Below are 16,881 nucleotides of genomic sequence, written 5' to 3' on the forward strand. Positions count from 1 at the left end.
GCCCGGTGACACCACCCCCCGGATCATCAACCGCAACAAGGGGGGGAAGTCATGCCGGACCCGAAGGCCGGTAGCCCCATTGCGGAGCCACAAAAAAGGTAACGGGGGGGGGGAAGCCGTGACGTGACGGGCGGGCCTCAGGGGGCGGCGGCCGTGACGGACTCCAGGAACGGTTCCAGGGCGGCCCGCCAGGCGGCCGGCTGGTCGTAGTGGAGGTAGTGGCCGGCATCGGGGATCTCGGCGTACCGGCCGGCCGGGAGGACGCGGACCATCTCCTGGGCCTCCGCACGGCCCAGCTCGCCGTCGAGACCGCGGACGACCAGGGTGGGGCAGTTGACCTGGGCCAGCTCCTCCCAGTGGGCGTCGTGGACCCAGGTCGCGCGGGCCGTCAGCATCTGGTGGCGGGAGAACAGCGGGCGCCAGCCGTCCGGGGCACGGTGCATGACCTCGGCGAAGAAGGCACCGCGGCCGGGGTCGGGGCGCTCCACCCGGGGATCGTCCTCGCCGAACCAGCGGCGGGCGGCGTCCTGGGTGGGGAAGGGCAGTGGCCAGCGCCGGAACCATTCCTCCCATTCCTGCTGCGAGGCCTCACCGAGCGCGGAGGCCCGCATGTCACAGATGACCACGGCCTGGACGAGATCGGGGCGGCGGGCCGCGAGCTGCCACGCGGTGAGGGCGCCCATGGAGTGGCCGATCAGGACCACGGGGGCGAGGCCGAGCCGCTCGATGACGGCCTCGGCATCGGCCACGAAGGCCTCGCGGCCCAGGGCCCCGCGGAGATCGGTGCCGGCGGGCGGCCGCTCGCTGTGGCCGTGCCCGCGCTGGTCCAGGGCCACGACCCGGCGGTCCTCGCCGAGCCAGCGCGCCGTGCCGGCCCAGTGCAGGGCGCGGCCCATCAGGCCGTGGAGTAACAGGACCGGCGGATGCCGCGGCTCCGCGGGCGGTTCGCGGAACTCCCAGGCGGCAAGGCGGACGCCGTCGGCCCCCGTCACATCGATGCGCTGTACCACCGCAGATGCACCCCCTTCGCTCCCGGCCAGACTATCGAACCCGCATTCGAAACCGGGCGTCTCGCCGACAACACCGCTCTTTCGAGTGACCTTGCTCAAGGATTGGCGGCCGCTGCCGATGGAGATCCTTTCCACAGGGAGGCGGGCCGCTCGGGGAAGACGGTCCGAAGGGGATGACCTTGAGAGCTCGGGGCTCCAGGTCAACCGGGGGAGGACGGGTCCCGGCGCCGTGAGGCGCCGGGACCCTTCACACGACCCCGCCCCGTACGGCGGACGTCAGCGCTTGGCGACGAAGACGTGCGAGGCGATGTCGGCATCCAGCTCGGCGGCCTCGCCGCCGCTGCCGACCAGCACCCCGCCCGGGGACTCCGTCACGCTCACCACCGAACCGGGCTGTACGCCCGCCCGGCGCAGCGTGTACATCAGCTGGGCGTCGGTCTGGATCGGCTCCCCGATCCGGCGGACGACGACCGTCTTGCCCTCGCTGCCAGGGGCCAGCTCCGACAGGCTGACCATGCCGTCCTCCAGGAACGGATCGGCCTCGGCCTTCTCGCCCAGTTCCTCCAGCCCCGGGATCGGGTTCCCGTACGGCGACTCGGTCGGGTGGCGCAGCAGTTCCAGCACCCGCCGCTCCACCGCCTCGCTCATCACGTGCTCCCAGCGGCAGGCCTCGGCGTGCACCTGCTCCCATTCCAGGCCGATGACGTCGACGAGCAGGCACTCGGCGAGGCGGTGCTTGCGCATCACCCGCGTCGCGAGCTTGCGGCCCTCGTCCGTCAGCTCCAGGTGCCGGTCGCTGGCGACGGCCACCAGGCCGTCGCGCTCCATGCGCGCCACCGTCTGGCTCACCGTCGGGCCGCTCTGGTCCAGCCGCTCGGCGATCCGGGCGCGCATGGGGACCACACCTTCCTCTTCCAGCTCCAGGATGGTGCGGAGATACATCTCCGTGGTGTCGATCAGTCCGGACATTCGTGCCCCTCGGATTGCGTGCGCTGGCCCTGTCCCCAATTCTGACGCATCGGGCCGACAACCGTCCCGCGCCGAGCGTCAAGGCATGTACGGGACATCTCCCGGAAACCCCTGCGGTACTCCCCGGGAACGGCGCACGCACGCGCACCAGGGCTTTGGTCCACGGATTGACGTCCGTATTGACAGGCCCTTGGTCCAGACCGCACGGTGAGCGGCGGACACCGACGACGTACCCACCGCACCCCATTCTGGAAGGGCCTTCGGCGTATGAGCGAGAGCAAGCTGGCCGGGCAGTTCTTCGACGCCGCCATCGGCCTGCTGGAGCGGGTCCGGGACGAGGAGGGGGCCCGGATCGCCGAGGCCGGGGCGGTGATCGCGGAGGCCGTCGCGGGCGGGAAGCGGCTGTTCGCGTTCGGCGCCGGACACTCCTCGCTGCCCGCGCAGGACGTGGTCTACCGGGCGGGGGGCCTCGCCCTGATGAACTTCCTGGCCGTCCCCGGCACCGCCGGCGTCGACGTCATGCCCGCCACCCTGGGCAGCGCGCTGGAGCGGGTCGACGGCCTGGCCGGCGCGGTGCTGGACAGCAGCCCCGCCTCCGACGGCGACGTCCTCGTGATCATCTCCCTCTCGGGCCGCAACGCGCTGCCGGTCGAGATGGCCATGAACGCGCGGGCCATCGGCCTCAAGGTCATCGGGGTGACCTCGGTGGCCTACGCGACGGGCACCAAGTCCCGGCACGTATCGGGCACGTACCTCAAGGACCACTGCGACATCGTCCTCGACAGCAAGATCGCGGTCGGCGACGCCGAGCTGACGGCCGACGGCATCGACGCCCCCTTCGCCCCCGCCTCCACCGTGGTGACCAGCGCGATCATGCAGGCGGTCATGGCGGCGGCGGCCGGCGAGATCGCCGCGCGCGGCCTGGAGCCGCCGATGCTGCGCTCGGGCAACGTGGACGGCGGCCACGAGTGGAACGGCCGCGTGATGCGGGAGTACGGCGACCGGATCTTCTTCCGCCACTGAGGGGCGCGGGACGGGGCACGGCGCGGGACGGGAGCACGGGATGCCTGCGGGTCGCGGGTCGCCCGGGGCGGCGGGGCTTCCTACGATGGAGTGACCGCCGCTCGGGGCCCGTGCACCGGAGGTGCCCCCATGCGCCCGCCCCGCCCCGCACCCCGCGTCTCCCCCGTCCCCCGCACCCGTCGCGCGGTCGCCCCCGCCGCCTGCGCCGCCGCCCTCCTGCTGGCCCTCGCCGGTACCGGAACCGCCCAGGCCCCGGCCCCGGCCCCGGCCGCCCCCGTGACGGCCACCGCCCCCGCACGCGACGCCTTCGACCCCGCGACCGTCCACCGCCTCGACGCCGCGATCACCGCCGTCATGAAGAAGACCGGCGCCCCGGGCGTCACCGTGGGCCTGTGGATCCCCGGCCGCGGCGCGTACGTCAAGGCCTTCGGCGTCTCCGACACCAGGACCCGCGCCCCCGTGAAGACCGACATGTACACGCGGATCGGCAGCGTCACCAAGACCTTCACCGTCACCGGCGTCCTCCAGCTGGTCGACCGGGGCGAGGTCGGCCTCGACGAGCCCATCTCCGCGTACGTCGACGGGGTCCCCGGCGGCGAGCACATCACGGTGCGCCAGCTCGCGGGCATGCGCAGCGGGCTCAACGACTACACCGAGGACCCGGAGTTCCTCGACGCGCTGCGCGCCGACCCGCACCGCGCCTTCACCCCGCGGGAGGTCCTCGGCTACGCCTTCGCCCACCCGCCGAACTTCGCCCCGGACGCGAAGTGGCAGTACAGCAACACCAACACGGTGCTCCTCGGCCTGCTGGTGGAGAAGGTCTCCGGGCAGCCGCTGGCCGGCTACCTCCGCGAGCACGTGCTCGACCCGGTGAAGCTGTCCGCCACCGCCCTGCCGTCCGGCAGCGAGTTCCCCGAACCGCACGCCCGGGGCTACACGGACTTCAGCCCGGGCGGGGCCGTCACCGACGCCACCGACTGGAACCCGTCCTGGGGCTGGGCCGCCGGGGCGATGACCTCCGACCTGGAGGACCTGCGGGCCTGGGTGCCCGCGCTGGTCGGTGGAAAGCTGCTGGACCCGGCGACGCAGGCGCAGCGGATGCGCCTGCGGCCGACGGGCGTCCCCGACGTCTCGTACGGGCTGGGGATCGCCGAGTTCAGCGGCTGGGTCGGGCACAACGGCGAACTGCCCGGCTACGAGACGATCGCCGTCGGGCTCCCCGGGAACGAGGGCGCGCTCCGGGGCACGCTCGTGGTCCTGGTCAACTCCGACATCGACCGGGGCGGCTCGCTCAGCGGCCAGGTCGCGCGCGCCGTGACGACGATCGTCACCCCGGAACACGTCTGGGGCCCTCCCGCCCCCGCCCCGACGGGCGACAGGACTCCTTAGCCGGTGCGGTGGCCCGCTGCCAGGTCGAGGTCGGCCGCGACGCGGGCCGCCACCTCCTCCGCGTACAGGGCGTCCGTACGGTCGAAGGCGGGGCGGGAGGGGCCCCTGAGGAAGGTGAGGGTGCCCAGGGTGCGGCTGCGGCTGCGCAGGACCGTGCACAGCGCGTGCGTCGCCCCGGCCGGCCACCGGCGGGTCCGGGCCCAGTTCCCGTCCGGGTCGGCGCCGGGGGCGGGGGCGCTGGCCCGGACGGGGCCGATCCGGTCCAGGGCCTGGAACGCCGGGTGCGCCGCCTCGTAGCGGACCGGGATCGCGCCCGGTCCGGGCAGCAGCAGGGCCAGCCCGGACGGGGACGCGCCCGACCGGACGAGCCGCCGCCGCTCGGGCCCGTCCGCTTCCAGTACGTCGACCAGCGCGTGGTCCGCGAAGCCGGCCAGGGCGAAGTCCAGCCGGACGGCGGCCGCCTCCGCCGGGTCCTCGCACTCGGCGGCGGCCCGCCCCGCCCGGTGCAGCTGGTTGGCCCGGAAGCGCAACTGCCCGGTGTCCAGCTCGGCCTGCCGGGCCTCGGTGACGTCCTGGAACAGCCAGCCGACCCCCAGCGGCACCGGCTCCTCCGCGAGCGGCGAGGCCAGCCGCAGGAACCCGCAGCGCCAGCAGCGCCGCCGTACGCCCTCCGGGGTCTTCACCGACACCCACAGTTCCAGCGGGGCCGGCGGCGCCCCCTCGGCCAGGACGTGCTGGAGCGCGCCCTCCAGTTCCTCGACGCCCTGCGCCAGCAGCTCCCCGAGCGGACGGCCGAGCAGTGCGGTGCGCCCGGATCCGAAGGCGCGCGCGGCGTGCGTGTTGACCACCGCCGGGCGCAGGTCGACGTCGACGAGGACGACGCCCCAGGAGGCGTCGTCCATCAGCGCCTCGCTGAGGGCGATGGACCGTTCCAGGTCGATCTGGGCGTGCACCTCGCTGAAGGCGCAGTAGACGCCCGCCGGTTTCCCGTCGGCGCCCGGCACCCCGGCGGACTGGGTCCGTACGAGGATCCGCCCGCCCTCCTTGGTCAGCAGGGCGAACTCGTGGACCTGGCGGCCGGGCACGTGCCGGGCGGACATCAGCCGCTCCTGCACGTCGTCCGCGTCGGCGGCGCGCGCCGCCCATCCGGCGAACCCCCGGCGGCCGACCGCCTCGGCGGCGGTCCAGCCGAGGATCCGCTCGGCCTCGCGGTTCCAGTGGGTGATCACGCCGTCGGAATCGAACGCGCACAAGGCGGCGTCCATCCCGTCGAGCAGCGCTGCGAGCAGATCGTCGGCGGTATCGGAACGTCCGGAAGCACTCACCTGGCACCCCCTGCAGGTGTTCGCGTGTGCGGCACGTCAGATCATTGAACTGGAACGTGACCCACACCACACCCACTTCCCGGAATCATCCCGGAATGTCCGGTCGGGCGGTCCGGCCGCCACCGGGCCCGTCAGCCGCTGGTGATGACGATGACCAGCACGACGACGAAGGCCACGAAGAAGATCCCGCAGCCCCAGAGCATCCCCGCCATCATCCGGCCCTCGCGGACCACCTGCCGCTCCATGCGGGCCAGCGCCTGCGGATCGGAGGTCCAGTCCGTCCCGCGCAGCTCCTCCCAAGCGGCCCGCAGCAGGCCGATCTCGCGCGTGACGTCGACATGGTTGTCGTCCACGTACATGAGCTGGACGCGGCGGCCCGCGGAGTCGTAGGCGTACGAGATCACGCGCGGCTGGTTCTTGTTCATCGCGGCGCTCGGATTGGGCACGGCCCGGATCTCCTGGATCTCCTCCCAGGCCAGGCGGCGGCTCCCGGTGAAGCGGCGGACCCGCACGCCCTTGAGGTCGGCGGAGGTCGCGCAGCGCTTGGAGGCCCACACCAGCCAGCCGAAGAGGACCAGGACCACCGCGATGAGCACCAGTTTCACCCCGGCGGGCACGTCGTCCAGGTTGAGCACGGACAGGACGACGCCCGGCGTACCGATGCCGACCGCGACGTACGCGGCGGACATCTGCCGGGACCCGATCCGGTAGTCGCGCGGCAGCAGCTCGGCGCTCATGCACACCCCTCCCCCGATGGCGGAGAGCCAGTGTAGGGAGTAACCACCCCTGAAAGAAGGGTGGTTGAGGGGGTCGATCGGGCTCCGATAAATAGGGTTGAGGACCTCCGGCAGGAGGCCTAGGCTCTGCCGTACACGAGAAGGGAGGTGGTTCCCGAAATGTACGGAAACCGGACGCGTGAGGTGGCTGCGGGCTAAGCGCCCGTCGTCGCACGCACCCAGTGCGGTGCCCGGCGGGATCGCCGAGCGCCAATCCCAAGCAGTCACCCGACCCGCGGGCTCGCCGGTACGTCCGGCCGGCTCCTCTCACTGCAGGAGAGGAACCCGAGCCCGCGGGTCGTCTGCATGTCCCGCGCCGATCCCCCGTCGCGCCGATCCCCCGTACCGCCCGGATGGGCCCGCCCTCAGGGGCAGAGGCGCTCCACGTGCCACTTCCCGCCCTCCAGGGCGTAGCGCAGGCGATCGTGCAGCCGGTTCTCGTGCCCCTGCCAGAACTCCACCGCATCGGGTTCCACCCGCAGCCCGCCCCACTCCGTCGGCACCGGGACCTGCTCGCCCTCCGGGTAGCGGGCCTCCAGCTCCGCGTAGCGGCGGTCCAGCTCCGCCCGCGAGCCGATCACCCGGGACTGCTCGCTCGCCCAGGCGCCGAGCTGGGAGCCGTGCGGGCGGGAGCGGAAGTAGGCGGCCGTCTCGTCGCGGCCGACCCGTGAGGCGGTGCCGGTGACGACGACCTGCCGGGCGATCGGATGCCAGGGGAACAGCAGCGAGACGTACGGGTTCGCCTCGATCTCGCGGCCCTTGCGGGAGCCGTAGTTCGTGAAGAACACGAAGCCCCGCTCGTCGAACTGCTTCAGCAGCACCGTGCGGGAGCTGGGGCGGCCCTCCGGCGTGGCCGTCGAGACGACCATCGCGTTGGGTTCGAAGACGTGCGCGTCCGCGGCCTGCTGGAACCAGCGGGCGAACTGCGCCATGGGGGTGTCGGCGAGGCTCCCCTCCTCGACGATCTCGGAGCGGTACTGCTTGCGCATGACGGCGGGGTCAAGGTCCTGATCGGTCACGCGGGCCATCCTGCCGCAGGACGGCACCCGGGGGTGTGCCGTATGTCACGCTTCCGAACCCCAGGCGGAGCGGACAAAATCTTGGGGCCGGTCCGAGGGTCCCCGCACGGATGACCATCGGCCGTGCCGGGCATCAACGGGGATGACCGCGCCGGACCGCGAATCACGCCGGGAACCGCGCGTGTTCGCACTATCTGAGGAGCCGCCTGATGTCCGATTTCGTACCCGGACTCGAAGGTGTCGTCGCGTTCGAGACGGAGATCGCCGAGCCCGACAAGGAAGGCGGATCGCTCCGCTACCGCGGGGTGGACATCGAAGACCTGGTCGGCCACGTCTCCTTCGGGAACGTGTGGGGCCTGCTGGTCGACGGTGCGTTCAACCCCGGCCTGCCGGCCGCCGAGCCCTTCCCCATCCCCGTGCACTCGGGCGACATCCGTGTGGACGTGCAGTCCGCGCTGGCCATGCTCGCGCCGGTCTGGGGCCTGAAACCGCTGCTGGACATCGACGAGCGGACCGCGCGCGACGACCTGGCGCGGGCCGCCGTCATGGCGCTGTCCTACGTCGCCCAGTCCGCCCGCGGCCAGGGCCTGCCGATGGTGCCGCAGCGCGAGATCGACAAGGCCGAGTCCGTCGTCGAGCGGTTCATGATCCGCTGGCGGGGCGAGCCCGACCCCAAGCACGTCAAGGCCGTCGACGCCTACTGGACCTCGGCCGCCGAGCACGGCATGAACGCCTCCACCTTCACCGCCCGGGTGATCGCCTCGACCGGCGCCGACGTCGCCGCGGCGCTCTCCGGCGCCGTGGGCGCGATGTCCGGGCCGCTGCACGGCGGGGCGCCCTCGCGCGTCCTCGGCATGATCGAGGAGATCGAGCGCACCGGTGACGCCGTGGCCTACGTGAAGAAGGCCCTGGACAAGGGCGAGCGGCTGATGGGCTTCGGCCACCGCGTCTACCGCGCCGAGGACCCCCGCGCCCGCGTGCTGCGGCGCACCGCCAAGGAGCTCGACGCCCCGCGCTACGAGGTCGCCGCCGCCCTGGAGAAGGCCGCCCTGGAAGAGCTGCACGCCCGCCGCCCCGACCGGGTGCTGGCGACCAACGTGGAGTTCTGGGCCGCGATCATGCTGGACTTCGCGGAGGTCCCGGCGCACATGTTCACCTCGATGTTCAGCTGCGCCCGTACCGCCGGCTGGTCGGCGCACATCCTGGAGCAGAAGCGCACCGGGCGGCTGGTGCGGCCGTCGGCCCGCTACGTCGGGCCGGGGCGCCGCAACCCCGCCGACATCGAGGGCTACGCGGACATCGCCGAGACCGCCTGATCCGGCCCCCGGTTCGCGGAGGGCGCCGCACCCCGGTCGGGTGCGGCGCCCTCGTGCGTCACGTGAGCGCGTCCTCGACGATCCGGGACCACTGGGCGACCACCCGGGCCCGGCGGGCCGTGTCGTCGGTGAGGACGTTGGCCAGGCCGAGGCCCCGGGCCATGTCCAGGAGGCCCTGCACGGTCTCCCGTACGCCGGGCACCGACTCGTCCGCGCCCAGCAGCTCCACCGCGATCCGGTGCGTCTCACGGCCCACGCGGGCCTCCAGCTCGGTGACCCGGGGGCGCAGCTGCTCCTCGTTGGAGGCCGCGACCCACAGCTGGAGCGCAGCCCGGAAGAGCGCGCCCGTGTACAGGTCGACCAGAGCCTCGACGACCGCATGACGCGGGGCCGGGGCCGAGTGGAAGAGTTCGCGCAGGGCGGTGGAGCGCTCCTCGGAGACGTACTCCACGGCCGCCGTGAAGAGGACCTCGCGGGTCGGGAAGTGGTGCTGGGCCGCGCCGCGCGAGACGCCGGCGCGTTCGGCGACCACGCCGACCGTGGAGCCCGCCCAGCCGTGCTCCGCGAGGCAGGAGACCGCCGCCTCCAGGAGGTGGCGGCGGGTGACCCGGCTGCGGGCCTGCTTGGGTTCCTGGCGGCCTCGGGGGCTGCCGCTGCGGGAGTCGTCGGTCATCGTGCCCATGACGGGTCCCGGCGCTCGAAGCGGGCGGTGATGCCCTCGCGGGCCTCCGCGGAGGCGAAGAGGCGTGCGGAGAGGTCCGTCAGGCGTGCGCCGTCCCGCTCCAGGGTCTCCCGCAGCCCGGCGGTGACCAGGGCCTTGGTCTCGGCCAGGGCCTGCGGGGAGGCCTTGCGCAGGCCGTCCAGGACGGGCCGCAGCGCCGTGTCCACGTCGTCCGGGGTGTGGAGGGTGAGCAGGCCGATGCGGGCCGCCTCGGCGGCGTCGAAGGGCTCGGCGGTCAGGAAGTAGCGGGACGCGGCTCGGGGGTCGAGCCGCGGCAGCAGGGACATCGAGATCACGGCGGGGGCCAGGCCGAGGTGGGTCTCGGTGAAGGCGTACGAGGATCGCGGGCCGGCGGCGGCGATGTCGCAGGCGCCGAGCAGGCCGAGGCCGCCGGCGCGGACGTGGCCGGTGACGCGGGCGACGACGGGCTTGGGTAGCTCCGCGAGTTCGCGGAGCAGGCCGAGGAAGTCGGCCGGTTCGCAAGGGGACTTGAGGTCGGCGCCCGCGCAGAAGGTGGTGCCGGTGTGGGTCAGCACGACCGCGCGGGTGCCGGGGTCGGCCGCGGCGGTGGCGAGCGCCGCGCGCAGGGCGGCGACCAGGTCCGTGGAGAGGGCGTTGCGGTTGGCCGGGGAGTCGAGGGTGAGCGTGGTGATGCCGGTTGCCTCGGCGGCGTGCACGAGTGGGGCCATGTCTCCTCCGGAGGGGTGTGCGGGGTGCGGGTGCCCTGGCCGGGCGGGTCGGGGGGCCGGTGCCGGGGCGGGGTGTCGTCCGGGACTGCATGATTTATGGCGCCCCCTCCGCGTCAGAGTGTGCGGGCGGCACCTCGCGCCAACAAATCACGTTTTACGTCCCGGACGACACCCCGCCCCGTCCCCGCCCCCGGCCCGGGTGACCCCGGGACCGTGTCAGTAGGACTTGGGGAGGCCCAGGGTCTGGTGGGAGACGAAGTTGAGGATCATTTCCCGGCTGACCGGGGCGATGCGGGAGACGCGGGACGCGGTGATGAGGGAGGCCAGGCCGTACTCGCGGGTGAGGCCGTTGCCGCCCAGGGTGTGGACGGACTGGTCGACCGCCTTGACGCAGGCTTCGGCGGCGGCGTACTTGGCCATGTTCGCGGCCTCGCCCGCGCCCAGGTCGTCGCCCGTGTCGTAGAGGTGGGCGGCCTTCTGCATCATCAGGCGGGCCAGCTCCAGGTCGATGTGGGCGGCCGCCAGGGGGTGGGCGATGGCCTGGTGGGCGCCGATGGGCTGCTTCCAGACCTGGCGGGTGCGGGCGTAGTCCACCGCCTTGGCGAGGGCGTGGCGGCCCATTCCGATGGCGAAGGCGGCCGTCATGATCCGCTCGGGGTTGAGGCCCGCGAAGAGCTGTAGGAGGCCCGCGTCCTCGTCGCCGACCAGGGCGTCCGCCGGCAGGCGGACTTCGTCCAGGGTGAGCTCGAACTGCTTTTCCGCCGCCTGGAGTTCCATGTCGATGACCGAGCGGCCGAAACCGGGGGCGTCACGGGGGACGATGAAGAGGCAGGGCTTGAGGCTGCCGGTCTTCGCGTCCTCGGTGCGGCCCACGATCAGCGTGGCGTCGGCGATGTCCACGCCGGAGATGAAGACCTTGCGGCCGGTGAGGATCCACTCGTCGCCGTCGCGGCGGGCCGTGGTGGTGATGCGGTGGGAGTTGGACCCGGCGTCGGGCTCGGTGATGCCGAAGGCCATGGTGCGGGTGCCGTCGGCGAGGCCGGGGAGCCAGGCCCGCTTCTGGGCTTCGGTGCCGAAGCGGGCGATGACCGTGCCGCAGATGGCGGGTGAGACGACCATCATGAGGAGGGGGCAGCCCGCGGCCCCGAGTTCTTCGAGGACGAGGGAGAGTTCGACGATGCCGCCGCCCCCGCCGCCGTACTCCTCGGGGATGCTGACGCCGAGGTAGCCCAGCCGGGCGGCGTCCGCCCACAGCTCGTCGGGGTGGCCGCCCTCCTGGGCGATACGGGCGAGGTACTCCCGGCCGTACTTCTGGCCGAGGGCGGCCACCGCCGCGCGCAGGGCCTTGTGTTCCTTGGATTCGAGGGTGGAGCTCATCGTGGCGTTTCCTCCTGGACTACGGCGAGCAGGGCGCCGAACTCGACCTGTTGGCCGGTGGCGGCGTGGAGCGCGGTGAGCGTGCCGGAGGCCGGAGCGAGGATGCGGTGCTCCATCTTCATGGCCTCCAGCCAGAGCAGGGGCTGCCCGGCGGTGACGGCGGTGCCGGGGACGAGGCCCTCGGCGACGCGGACGACGGTGCCGGGCATGGGCGCGAGCAGGGAGCCCGGTTCGGTGCGGTCCTGTGGATCGGGGAACCGGGGGACGGGGACGAGGGCGTGGGCGCCTAGGGCGGAGTCGACGTAGACCGTGTTCGAATTACGTTTCACGTGGAACACGCGCCGCACGCCGTCGACTTCGAGGGTGACGAGCGTGGGCGTGGCGGCCAGGACGCGGACGCCGGGGTGGTTCACCGGGTGGTACTCGACCTCGTGCTCCGTGCCCGCCGAGGTGTAGCGGCGGGTGTGGGGCCGCGAGCGGAGGTTGCGCCAGCCGCCCAGGCGGGAGGCCAGGGGGGCGTCGGCCTCCGGGGCCGCGTCGGCCAGGGCGGCGGCGAGGGCGGCCAGGGTGGGGTCGGGGGCCTTCTCGGTGAGGGCGGCGAGGTGGCGGTCGTAGAAGCCGGTGTCGATGCGGCCGGAGACGAAGTCCGGGTGGCGCAGGGAGCCGACGAGCAGTTCGCGGTTGGTGGTCAGGCCGTGGATGCGGGCCCCCGCGAGGGCGTGGGCGAGGATCCGGACCGCCTCGGCGCGGGTCGGCGCGTGCGCGACGACCTTGGCCAGCATCGGGTCGTAGTGGACGCCGACGGGGTCGCCCGCGGTGAAGCCGGTGTCGACACGGACCCCTGTGGGGAAGTCGAGGGTGTCCAGGACCCCGGTCTGCGGGCGCCAGTCCCGGGCCGGGTCCTCGGCGTAGAGGCGGGCCTCCACGGCGTGGCCGGAGGGCTCCGGGGGCGTCACGGGCAGGGCCGTTCCCTCGGCGACGCGCAGCTGGAGGGCGACGAGGTCGAGTCCGAAGACGGCTTCGGTGACGGGGTGTTCGACCTGGAGGCGGGTGTTCATCTCCAGGAAGTACGGGCGGCCGTCCTCGGTGACGAGGAACTCGACGGTGCCGGCTCCCCGGTAGGAGACGGCGCGGGCGGCGGCGACGGCCGCGGTGTGCAGGGCGTCGCGCAGGCCGGCCGGCAGGCCGGGGGCGGGGGCCTCCTCGATGACCTTCTGGTGGCGGCGCTGGAGGGAGCAGTCGCGGGTGCCGAGTGCCCAGACGGTGCCGTGGGCATCGGCGAGGACCTGCACCTCGACGTGGCGGCCGCGTTCCACGTAGGGCTCGGCGAAGACCTCGCCGTCACCGAAGGCCGACAGGGCCTCGGCGGACGCGGCGTCGAGGGACTCCTTGAGGGAGTCCAGGTCGCGTACGACGCGCATGCCGCGGCCCCCGCCGCCCGCCGCGGCCTTGAGGAGCAGGGGGAGGTCCGCGAGGGTGGCGCCGGCCGGGTCGACGGGGTCGAGGAGGGGCACCCCGGCGGCGCGCATCAGCTCCTTGGCCCGGGTCTTGGAGGCCATGGCCTCGATGGCTTCCGGCGGCGGACCGATCCAGGTCAGACCGGCCGCGCCGACCTGCCGGGCGAAGTCGGCGTTCTCGGAGAGGAAGCCGTAGCCGGGGTGGACGGCGTCGGCGCCCGCGGCGAGGGCGGCCTCGATGATCAGGTCGGCGCGCAGGTAGGTGTCGGCGGGGGCGGCGCCGGGCAGCCGGACGGCCGCGTCGGCGTCGCGGACGTGCAGGGCGTCCGCGTCGGGGTCGGAATGGACGGCGACGGTGGCCAGGCCCAGGGCGCGGGCCGTGCGGAAGATCCGGACGGCGATCTCGCCCCGGTTGGCGACGAGGAGGGAGGTGATGGTCATCTGCGGGCTCACATCCGGAAGACGCCGAAGCCGCCACGGACGCCCTCGACGGGGGCGTTGTGGACGGCCGAGAGGCACAGGCCGAGGACGGTGCGGGTGTCGCGCGGGTCGATGACCCCGTCGTCGTACAGCCGCCCGGAGAGGAAGAGGGGGAGGGACTCGGATTCGATCTGGGCCTCGACGAAGGCGCGCATCCCGGCGTCCTGTTCCTCGTCGTAGGGGAGCCCCTTGGCGGCGGCGGACTGCCGGGACACGATCGAGAGCACGCCGGCGAGCTGGGCGGGGCCCATGACGGCCGACTTGGCGCTGGGCCAGGCGAAGAGGAAGCGGGGCTCGTAGGCGCGTCCGCACATGCCGTAGTGGCCGGCGCCGTAGCTGGCGCCGATGAGGACGGACAGGTGCGGGACGCGGGAGTTGGAGACCGCGTTGATCATCATCGAGCCGTGTTTGACCATGCCGCCCTGCTCGTATTCCTTGCCGACCATGTAGCCGGTGGTGTTGTGGAGGAAGAGCAGCGGGATGTCGCGCTGGTTGGCGAGCTGGATGAACTGGGCGGCCTTCTGCGACTCGGCGCTGAACAGCACCCCCTGGGCGTTGGCGAGGATGCCGACCGGGTAGCCGTGCAGGGTGGCCCAGCCGGTGACCAGGCTGGTGCCGTACAGGGGCTTGAACTCGTCGAAGTCGGAGGCGTCGACGATGCGCGCGATGACCTCGCGGGGGTCGAAGGGGGTCTTCAGGTCCGGCGGGACGATGCCGAGCAGCTCCTCCGGGTCGTGGAGGGGTTCGGCGGCCCGCGGCGGATCGGCGTACGGCTTGCGGTGGTTGAGCCGGGCCACGATGCGGCGGGCCTGGCGGATGGCGTCGTACTCGTCGAGGGCGTAGTGGTCGGCGAGGCCGGAGACGCGGGCGTGCATGTCGGCGCCGCCGAGGGACTCGTCGTCGCTCTCCTCGCCGGTGGCCATCTTGACCAGCGGCGGGCCGCCGAGGAACACCTTCGAACGGTCTTTGATCATGACGGTGTGGTCCGACATGCCGGGGATGTAAGCGCCGCCGGCGGTGGAGTTGCCGAAGACGACCGCGACGGTCGGGACGCCCTCCGCGGAGAGCCGGGTCAGGTCGCGGAAGACGGCCCCGCCCGGGATGAAGATCTCCTTCTGGGAGGGCAGGTCGGCGCCGCCGGACTCCACGAGGCTGATGCAGGGCAGCCGGTTGAGGCGGGCGATCTCGTTGGCGCGCAGAGCCTTCTTGAGGGTCCACGGGTTGCTGGCGCCGCCGCGCACCGTCGGGTCGTTGGCGGTGATCAGGCACTCGACGCCCTCGACGGTGCCGATGCCGGTGACCATCGAGGCGCCCACCGGGTAGTCGCTGCCCCACCCCGCGAGCGGGGACAGCTCCAGGAAGGGGGTGTCGGGGTCGAGGAGCAGCTCGACGCGCTCGCGGGCCAGGAGCTTGCCGCGGTCGCGGTGGCGGGCGGTGTACTTCTCGCCGCCGCCGGCCAGGGCCTTGGCGTGTTCGGCGTCGAGTGCGGCGAGCCGTTCCAGGGCCTCGGTACGGGCCAGGGCGTGCTCGGGGGAGCGGGGGTCGACGGTGGTGCCGAGACGGGTCATGGGCGGGTCCCCTCCGGGGCGGGCGGCGGCAGGAGGTGCGTCGGGATGTCGAGGTGGCGGGCCCGCAGCCATTCCCCGAGGGCCTTGGCCTGGGGATCGAAGCGGTGCCCGGAGGCGACCCCGGCGCCGAGGAGGCCGGGGACGGTGAAGTTGAGGGCGCGGAGGTTCGGCAGCTCGTGCCGGGTGACGGGGAGGGGGGCGGTCTCGGGGAGCAGGGTGCGGAGGCGGTCGGTGGTGAGGGTGTCCCTCAGCCACTCCCAGGCGGCGTCGCTGCCGACCCAGACGCCGATGTTGGCGTCGCCGCCCTTGTCGCCGCTGCGGGCCCCGGCCACGGCCCCGAGGGGGGCGCGGGTGGTCGGCCCTGGGGTGGCGGCGGGCCCTGCGGGGCTCTCCCCCACCCCGCCCCTTCCCGGAACCGGGGGCTGCGCCCCCGGACCCCCGTCCCGGGGCTCCGCCCCGGACCCGGCGGGGGCTCCGCCCCCGGACCCCCGCGCCTCAAACACCGGCGGGGCTGGAATGGGCCCACTCACCGGCACCCGGGTCCCGTCCGGGAGGACCGCCGTGTGCGGTACCCGGGTGGCGGGGATCGCCGCCGAGGTGAACACCCCGTACGGCTGGGCCGGTCCCGGCGGGGCCGTGACGTGGAAGCCGGGGTAGCTGCCGAGGGCCAGTTCGACCGCCGACGAGGTCAGGGCGCGCCCGACCCGGTCGGGGGACGGGTCGCGGACCACCAGCCGCAGCAGGGCGCTGGCGGTCTCCTCGGTGGCGGCGTCCTCGTGGTCGGTCCGGGCCAGGGTCCAGTCGGCGGACTCCACCCCGGCGAGCGGACCGGCCAGCTGTTCCCTCACCAGGGCGGCCTTGGCTTCGACGTCGAGGCCGGTCAGGACGAAGACGACCTCGTTGCGCCAGCCGCCGATGCGGGTGACGCCCACCTTGAGGGTCGGCGGCGGGGGCTCTCCGAGGACTCCGCTGATCCGCACCCGGTCCGGGCCGTCGGGGTCGAGGCGGACGGTGTCCAGGCGGGCGGTGACATCGGGGCCGAGGTAGCGGGGGCCCTGGGTCTCGTAGAGGAGCTGGGCGGTCACGGTCCCGGGGGTGACGGCCCCACCGGTGCCGGGGTGCTTCGTGATGACCGCCGAGCCGTCCTCGGAGACCTCCGCGAGCGGGAAACCGGGGCGGCGCACGTCATGGGCCGTGAAGAAGGAGTAGTTGCCGCCGGTGGCCTGGGTGCCGCACTCCAGGACGTGCCCGGCGACCACCGCCCCGGCCAGCCGGTCGTACGCGTCCGGCGCCCAGTCGAACCACCAGGCGGCGGGCCCGCTGACCAGGGCCGCGTCGGTGACCCGGCCCGTGACCACCACGTCCGCGCCCGCCCGCAGGCAGGCGGTGATCCCGGCGCCGCCGAGGTAGGCGTTGGCGGTGAGCGCGCCCTCCTCGTAGGGCATGAGGTCGTCGCCCTCGACGTGGGCCACGGCGACGGGGACGCCCGCCTTGGCGGCCAGTTCCCGTACGGCGTCGGCGAGGGCGGCCGGGTGGAGTCCGCCGGCGTTCGTGACGATCCGTACGCCCTTCTCGTGCGCGAGGCCCAGGCAGTCCTCCAGTTGCCGCAGGAAGGTCTTGGCGTAGCCGAGGCCGGGGTCCTTGAGGCGGTCGCGGCCGAGGATCAGCATGGTGAGCTCCGCCAGGTAGTCCCCGGTCAGGACGTCCAGCGGGCCGCCGGTCAGCATCTCGCGCAGGGCGCCGAGCCGGTCCCCGTAGAAGC

The 16,881-nt window shown here is 73.6% G+C and carries 14 protein-coding genes; 3 read left to right on the plus strand and 11 right to left on the minus strand.

Going from position 1 to position 16,881, the window contains the following annotated elements:
• Nucleotides 1-137 precede the first annotated feature (137 nt).
• Together ACEPPI_RS18655 and ACEPPI_RS18660 are read right to left on the minus strand one after the other, a co-directional pair.
• Nucleotides 138-1,010: an alpha/beta fold hydrolase gene (locus tag ACEPPI_RS18655; protein WP_373916351.1), complete on the minus strand. Its 873-nt coding sequence runs from the start codon at nt 1,008-1,010 to the stop codon at nt 138-140.
• A 276-nt stretch (nt 1,011-1,286) separates the two neighbouring features.
• Nucleotides 1,287-1,979: a metal-dependent transcriptional regulator gene (locus ACEPPI_RS18660; protein WP_266840832.1), complete on the minus strand. Its 693-nt coding sequence runs from the start codon at nt 1,977-1,979 to the stop codon at nt 1,287-1,289.
• A 267-nt stretch (nt 1,980-2,246) separates the two neighbouring features.
• Between ACEPPI_RS18660 and ACEPPI_RS18665 the strand changes: the two genes are divergently transcribed.
• On the plus strand, nt 2,247-3,002 hold the full coding sequence (locus ACEPPI_RS18665) for an SIS domain-containing protein (protein WP_373916352.1): 756 nt from the start codon (nt 2,247-2,249) through the stop codon (nt 3,000-3,002).
• Nucleotides 3,003-3,131: 129 nt separating this feature from the next.
• The gene (locus ACEPPI_RS18670) at nt 3,132-4,391 is read left to right on the plus strand and encodes a serine hydrolase domain-containing protein (protein ID WP_373916353.1); all 1,260 of its coding nucleotides are present in this window, start codon (nt 3,132-3,134) and stop codon (nt 4,389-4,391) included.
• Here the strand turns inward: ACEPPI_RS18670 and ACEPPI_RS18675 are convergent.
• The 3 genes from ACEPPI_RS18675 to pdxH form a co-directional block, all read right to left on the minus strand.
• Complete coding sequence (locus tag ACEPPI_RS18675) at nt 4,388-5,716, minus strand: PAS domain-containing protein (RefSeq protein ID WP_373916354.1); 1,329 nt, start codon at nt 5,714-5,716, stop codon at nt 4,388-4,390. The genes ACEPPI_RS18670 and ACEPPI_RS18675 overlap by 4 nt on opposite strands.
• Before the next feature lie 131 nt (nt 5,717-5,847).
• The gene (locus ACEPPI_RS18680) at nt 5,848-6,453 is read right to left on the minus strand and encodes a PH domain-containing protein (RefSeq protein ID WP_373916355.1); all 606 of its coding nucleotides are present in this window, start codon (nt 6,451-6,453) and stop codon (nt 5,848-5,850) included.
• Nucleotides 6,454-6,857: 404 nt separating this feature from the next.
• Nucleotides 6,858-7,520: a pyridoxamine 5'-phosphate oxidase gene (gene pdxH / locus ACEPPI_RS18685; protein WP_266840823.1), complete on the minus strand. Its 663-nt coding sequence runs from the start codon at nt 7,518-7,520 to the stop codon at nt 6,858-6,860.
• Between the two features lie 200 nt (nt 7,521-7,720).
• Between pdxH and ACEPPI_RS18690 the strand changes: the two genes are divergently transcribed.
• Nucleotides 7,721-8,827, plus strand: a complete 1,107-nt coding sequence (locus ACEPPI_RS18690) for a citrate synthase 2 (protein ID WP_030241373.1) — start codon at nt 7,721-7,723, stop codon at nt 8,825-8,827.
• Nucleotides 8,828-8,885: 58 nt separating this feature from the next.
• Here ACEPPI_RS18690 and ACEPPI_RS18695 read toward each other — a convergent pair whose 3' ends face one another.
• From ACEPPI_RS18695 to ACEPPI_RS18720, 6 genes are all read right to left on the minus strand, one after another.
• A complete protein-coding gene (locus ACEPPI_RS18695) occupies nt 8,886-9,509 on the minus strand; it encodes a TetR/AcrR family transcriptional regulator (protein WP_373916356.1) in 624 nt (207 codons plus the stop codon).
• Nucleotides 9,497-10,237 carry an enoyl-CoA hydratase family protein gene (locus ACEPPI_RS18700; protein ID WP_373916357.1) on the minus strand — a complete coding sequence of 247 codons (741 nt, stop codon included), beginning with the start codon at nt 10,235-10,237 and terminating at the stop codon, nt 9,497-9,499. Before ACEPPI_RS18700 ends, ACEPPI_RS18695 begins: the two co-directional genes overlap by 13 nt.
• A 216-nt stretch (nt 10,238-10,453) precedes the next feature.
• Entirely contained in the window at nt 10,454-11,614 is a 1,161-nt protein-coding gene (locus ACEPPI_RS18705) for an acyl-CoA dehydrogenase family protein (RefSeq protein WP_373916358.1), read from the minus strand.
• On the minus strand, nt 11,611-13,512 hold the full coding sequence (locus tag ACEPPI_RS18710; protein ID WP_373916359.1) for a biotin carboxylase N-terminal domain-containing protein: 1,902 nt from the start codon (nt 13,510-13,512) through the stop codon (nt 11,611-11,613). Before ACEPPI_RS18710 ends, ACEPPI_RS18705 begins: the two co-directional genes overlap by 4 nt.
• Before the next feature lie 8 nt (nt 13,513-13,520).
• Nucleotides 13,521-15,119, minus strand: coding sequence for an acyl-CoA carboxylase subunit beta (locus ACEPPI_RS18715; protein ID WP_373916360.1), 1,599 nt, complete (start codon nt 15,117-15,119; stop codon nt 13,521-13,523).
• On the minus strand, nt 15,116-16,846 hold the full coding sequence (locus ACEPPI_RS18720; protein WP_373916388.1) for an acyclic terpene utilization AtuA family protein: 1,731 nt from the start codon (nt 16,844-16,846) through the stop codon (nt 15,116-15,118). The genes ACEPPI_RS18715 and ACEPPI_RS18720 overlap by 4 nt, the downstream gene beginning before the upstream one ends.
• Between the last annotated feature and the right edge of the window lie 35 nt (nt 16,847-16,881).

Origin of the sequence: Streptomyces sp. AB3(2024) (assembly GCF_041862025.1) — a bacterium.
In the GTDB taxonomy this organism is placed as follows: domain Bacteria; phylum Actinomycetota; class Actinomycetes; order Streptomycetales; family Streptomycetaceae; genus Streptomyces.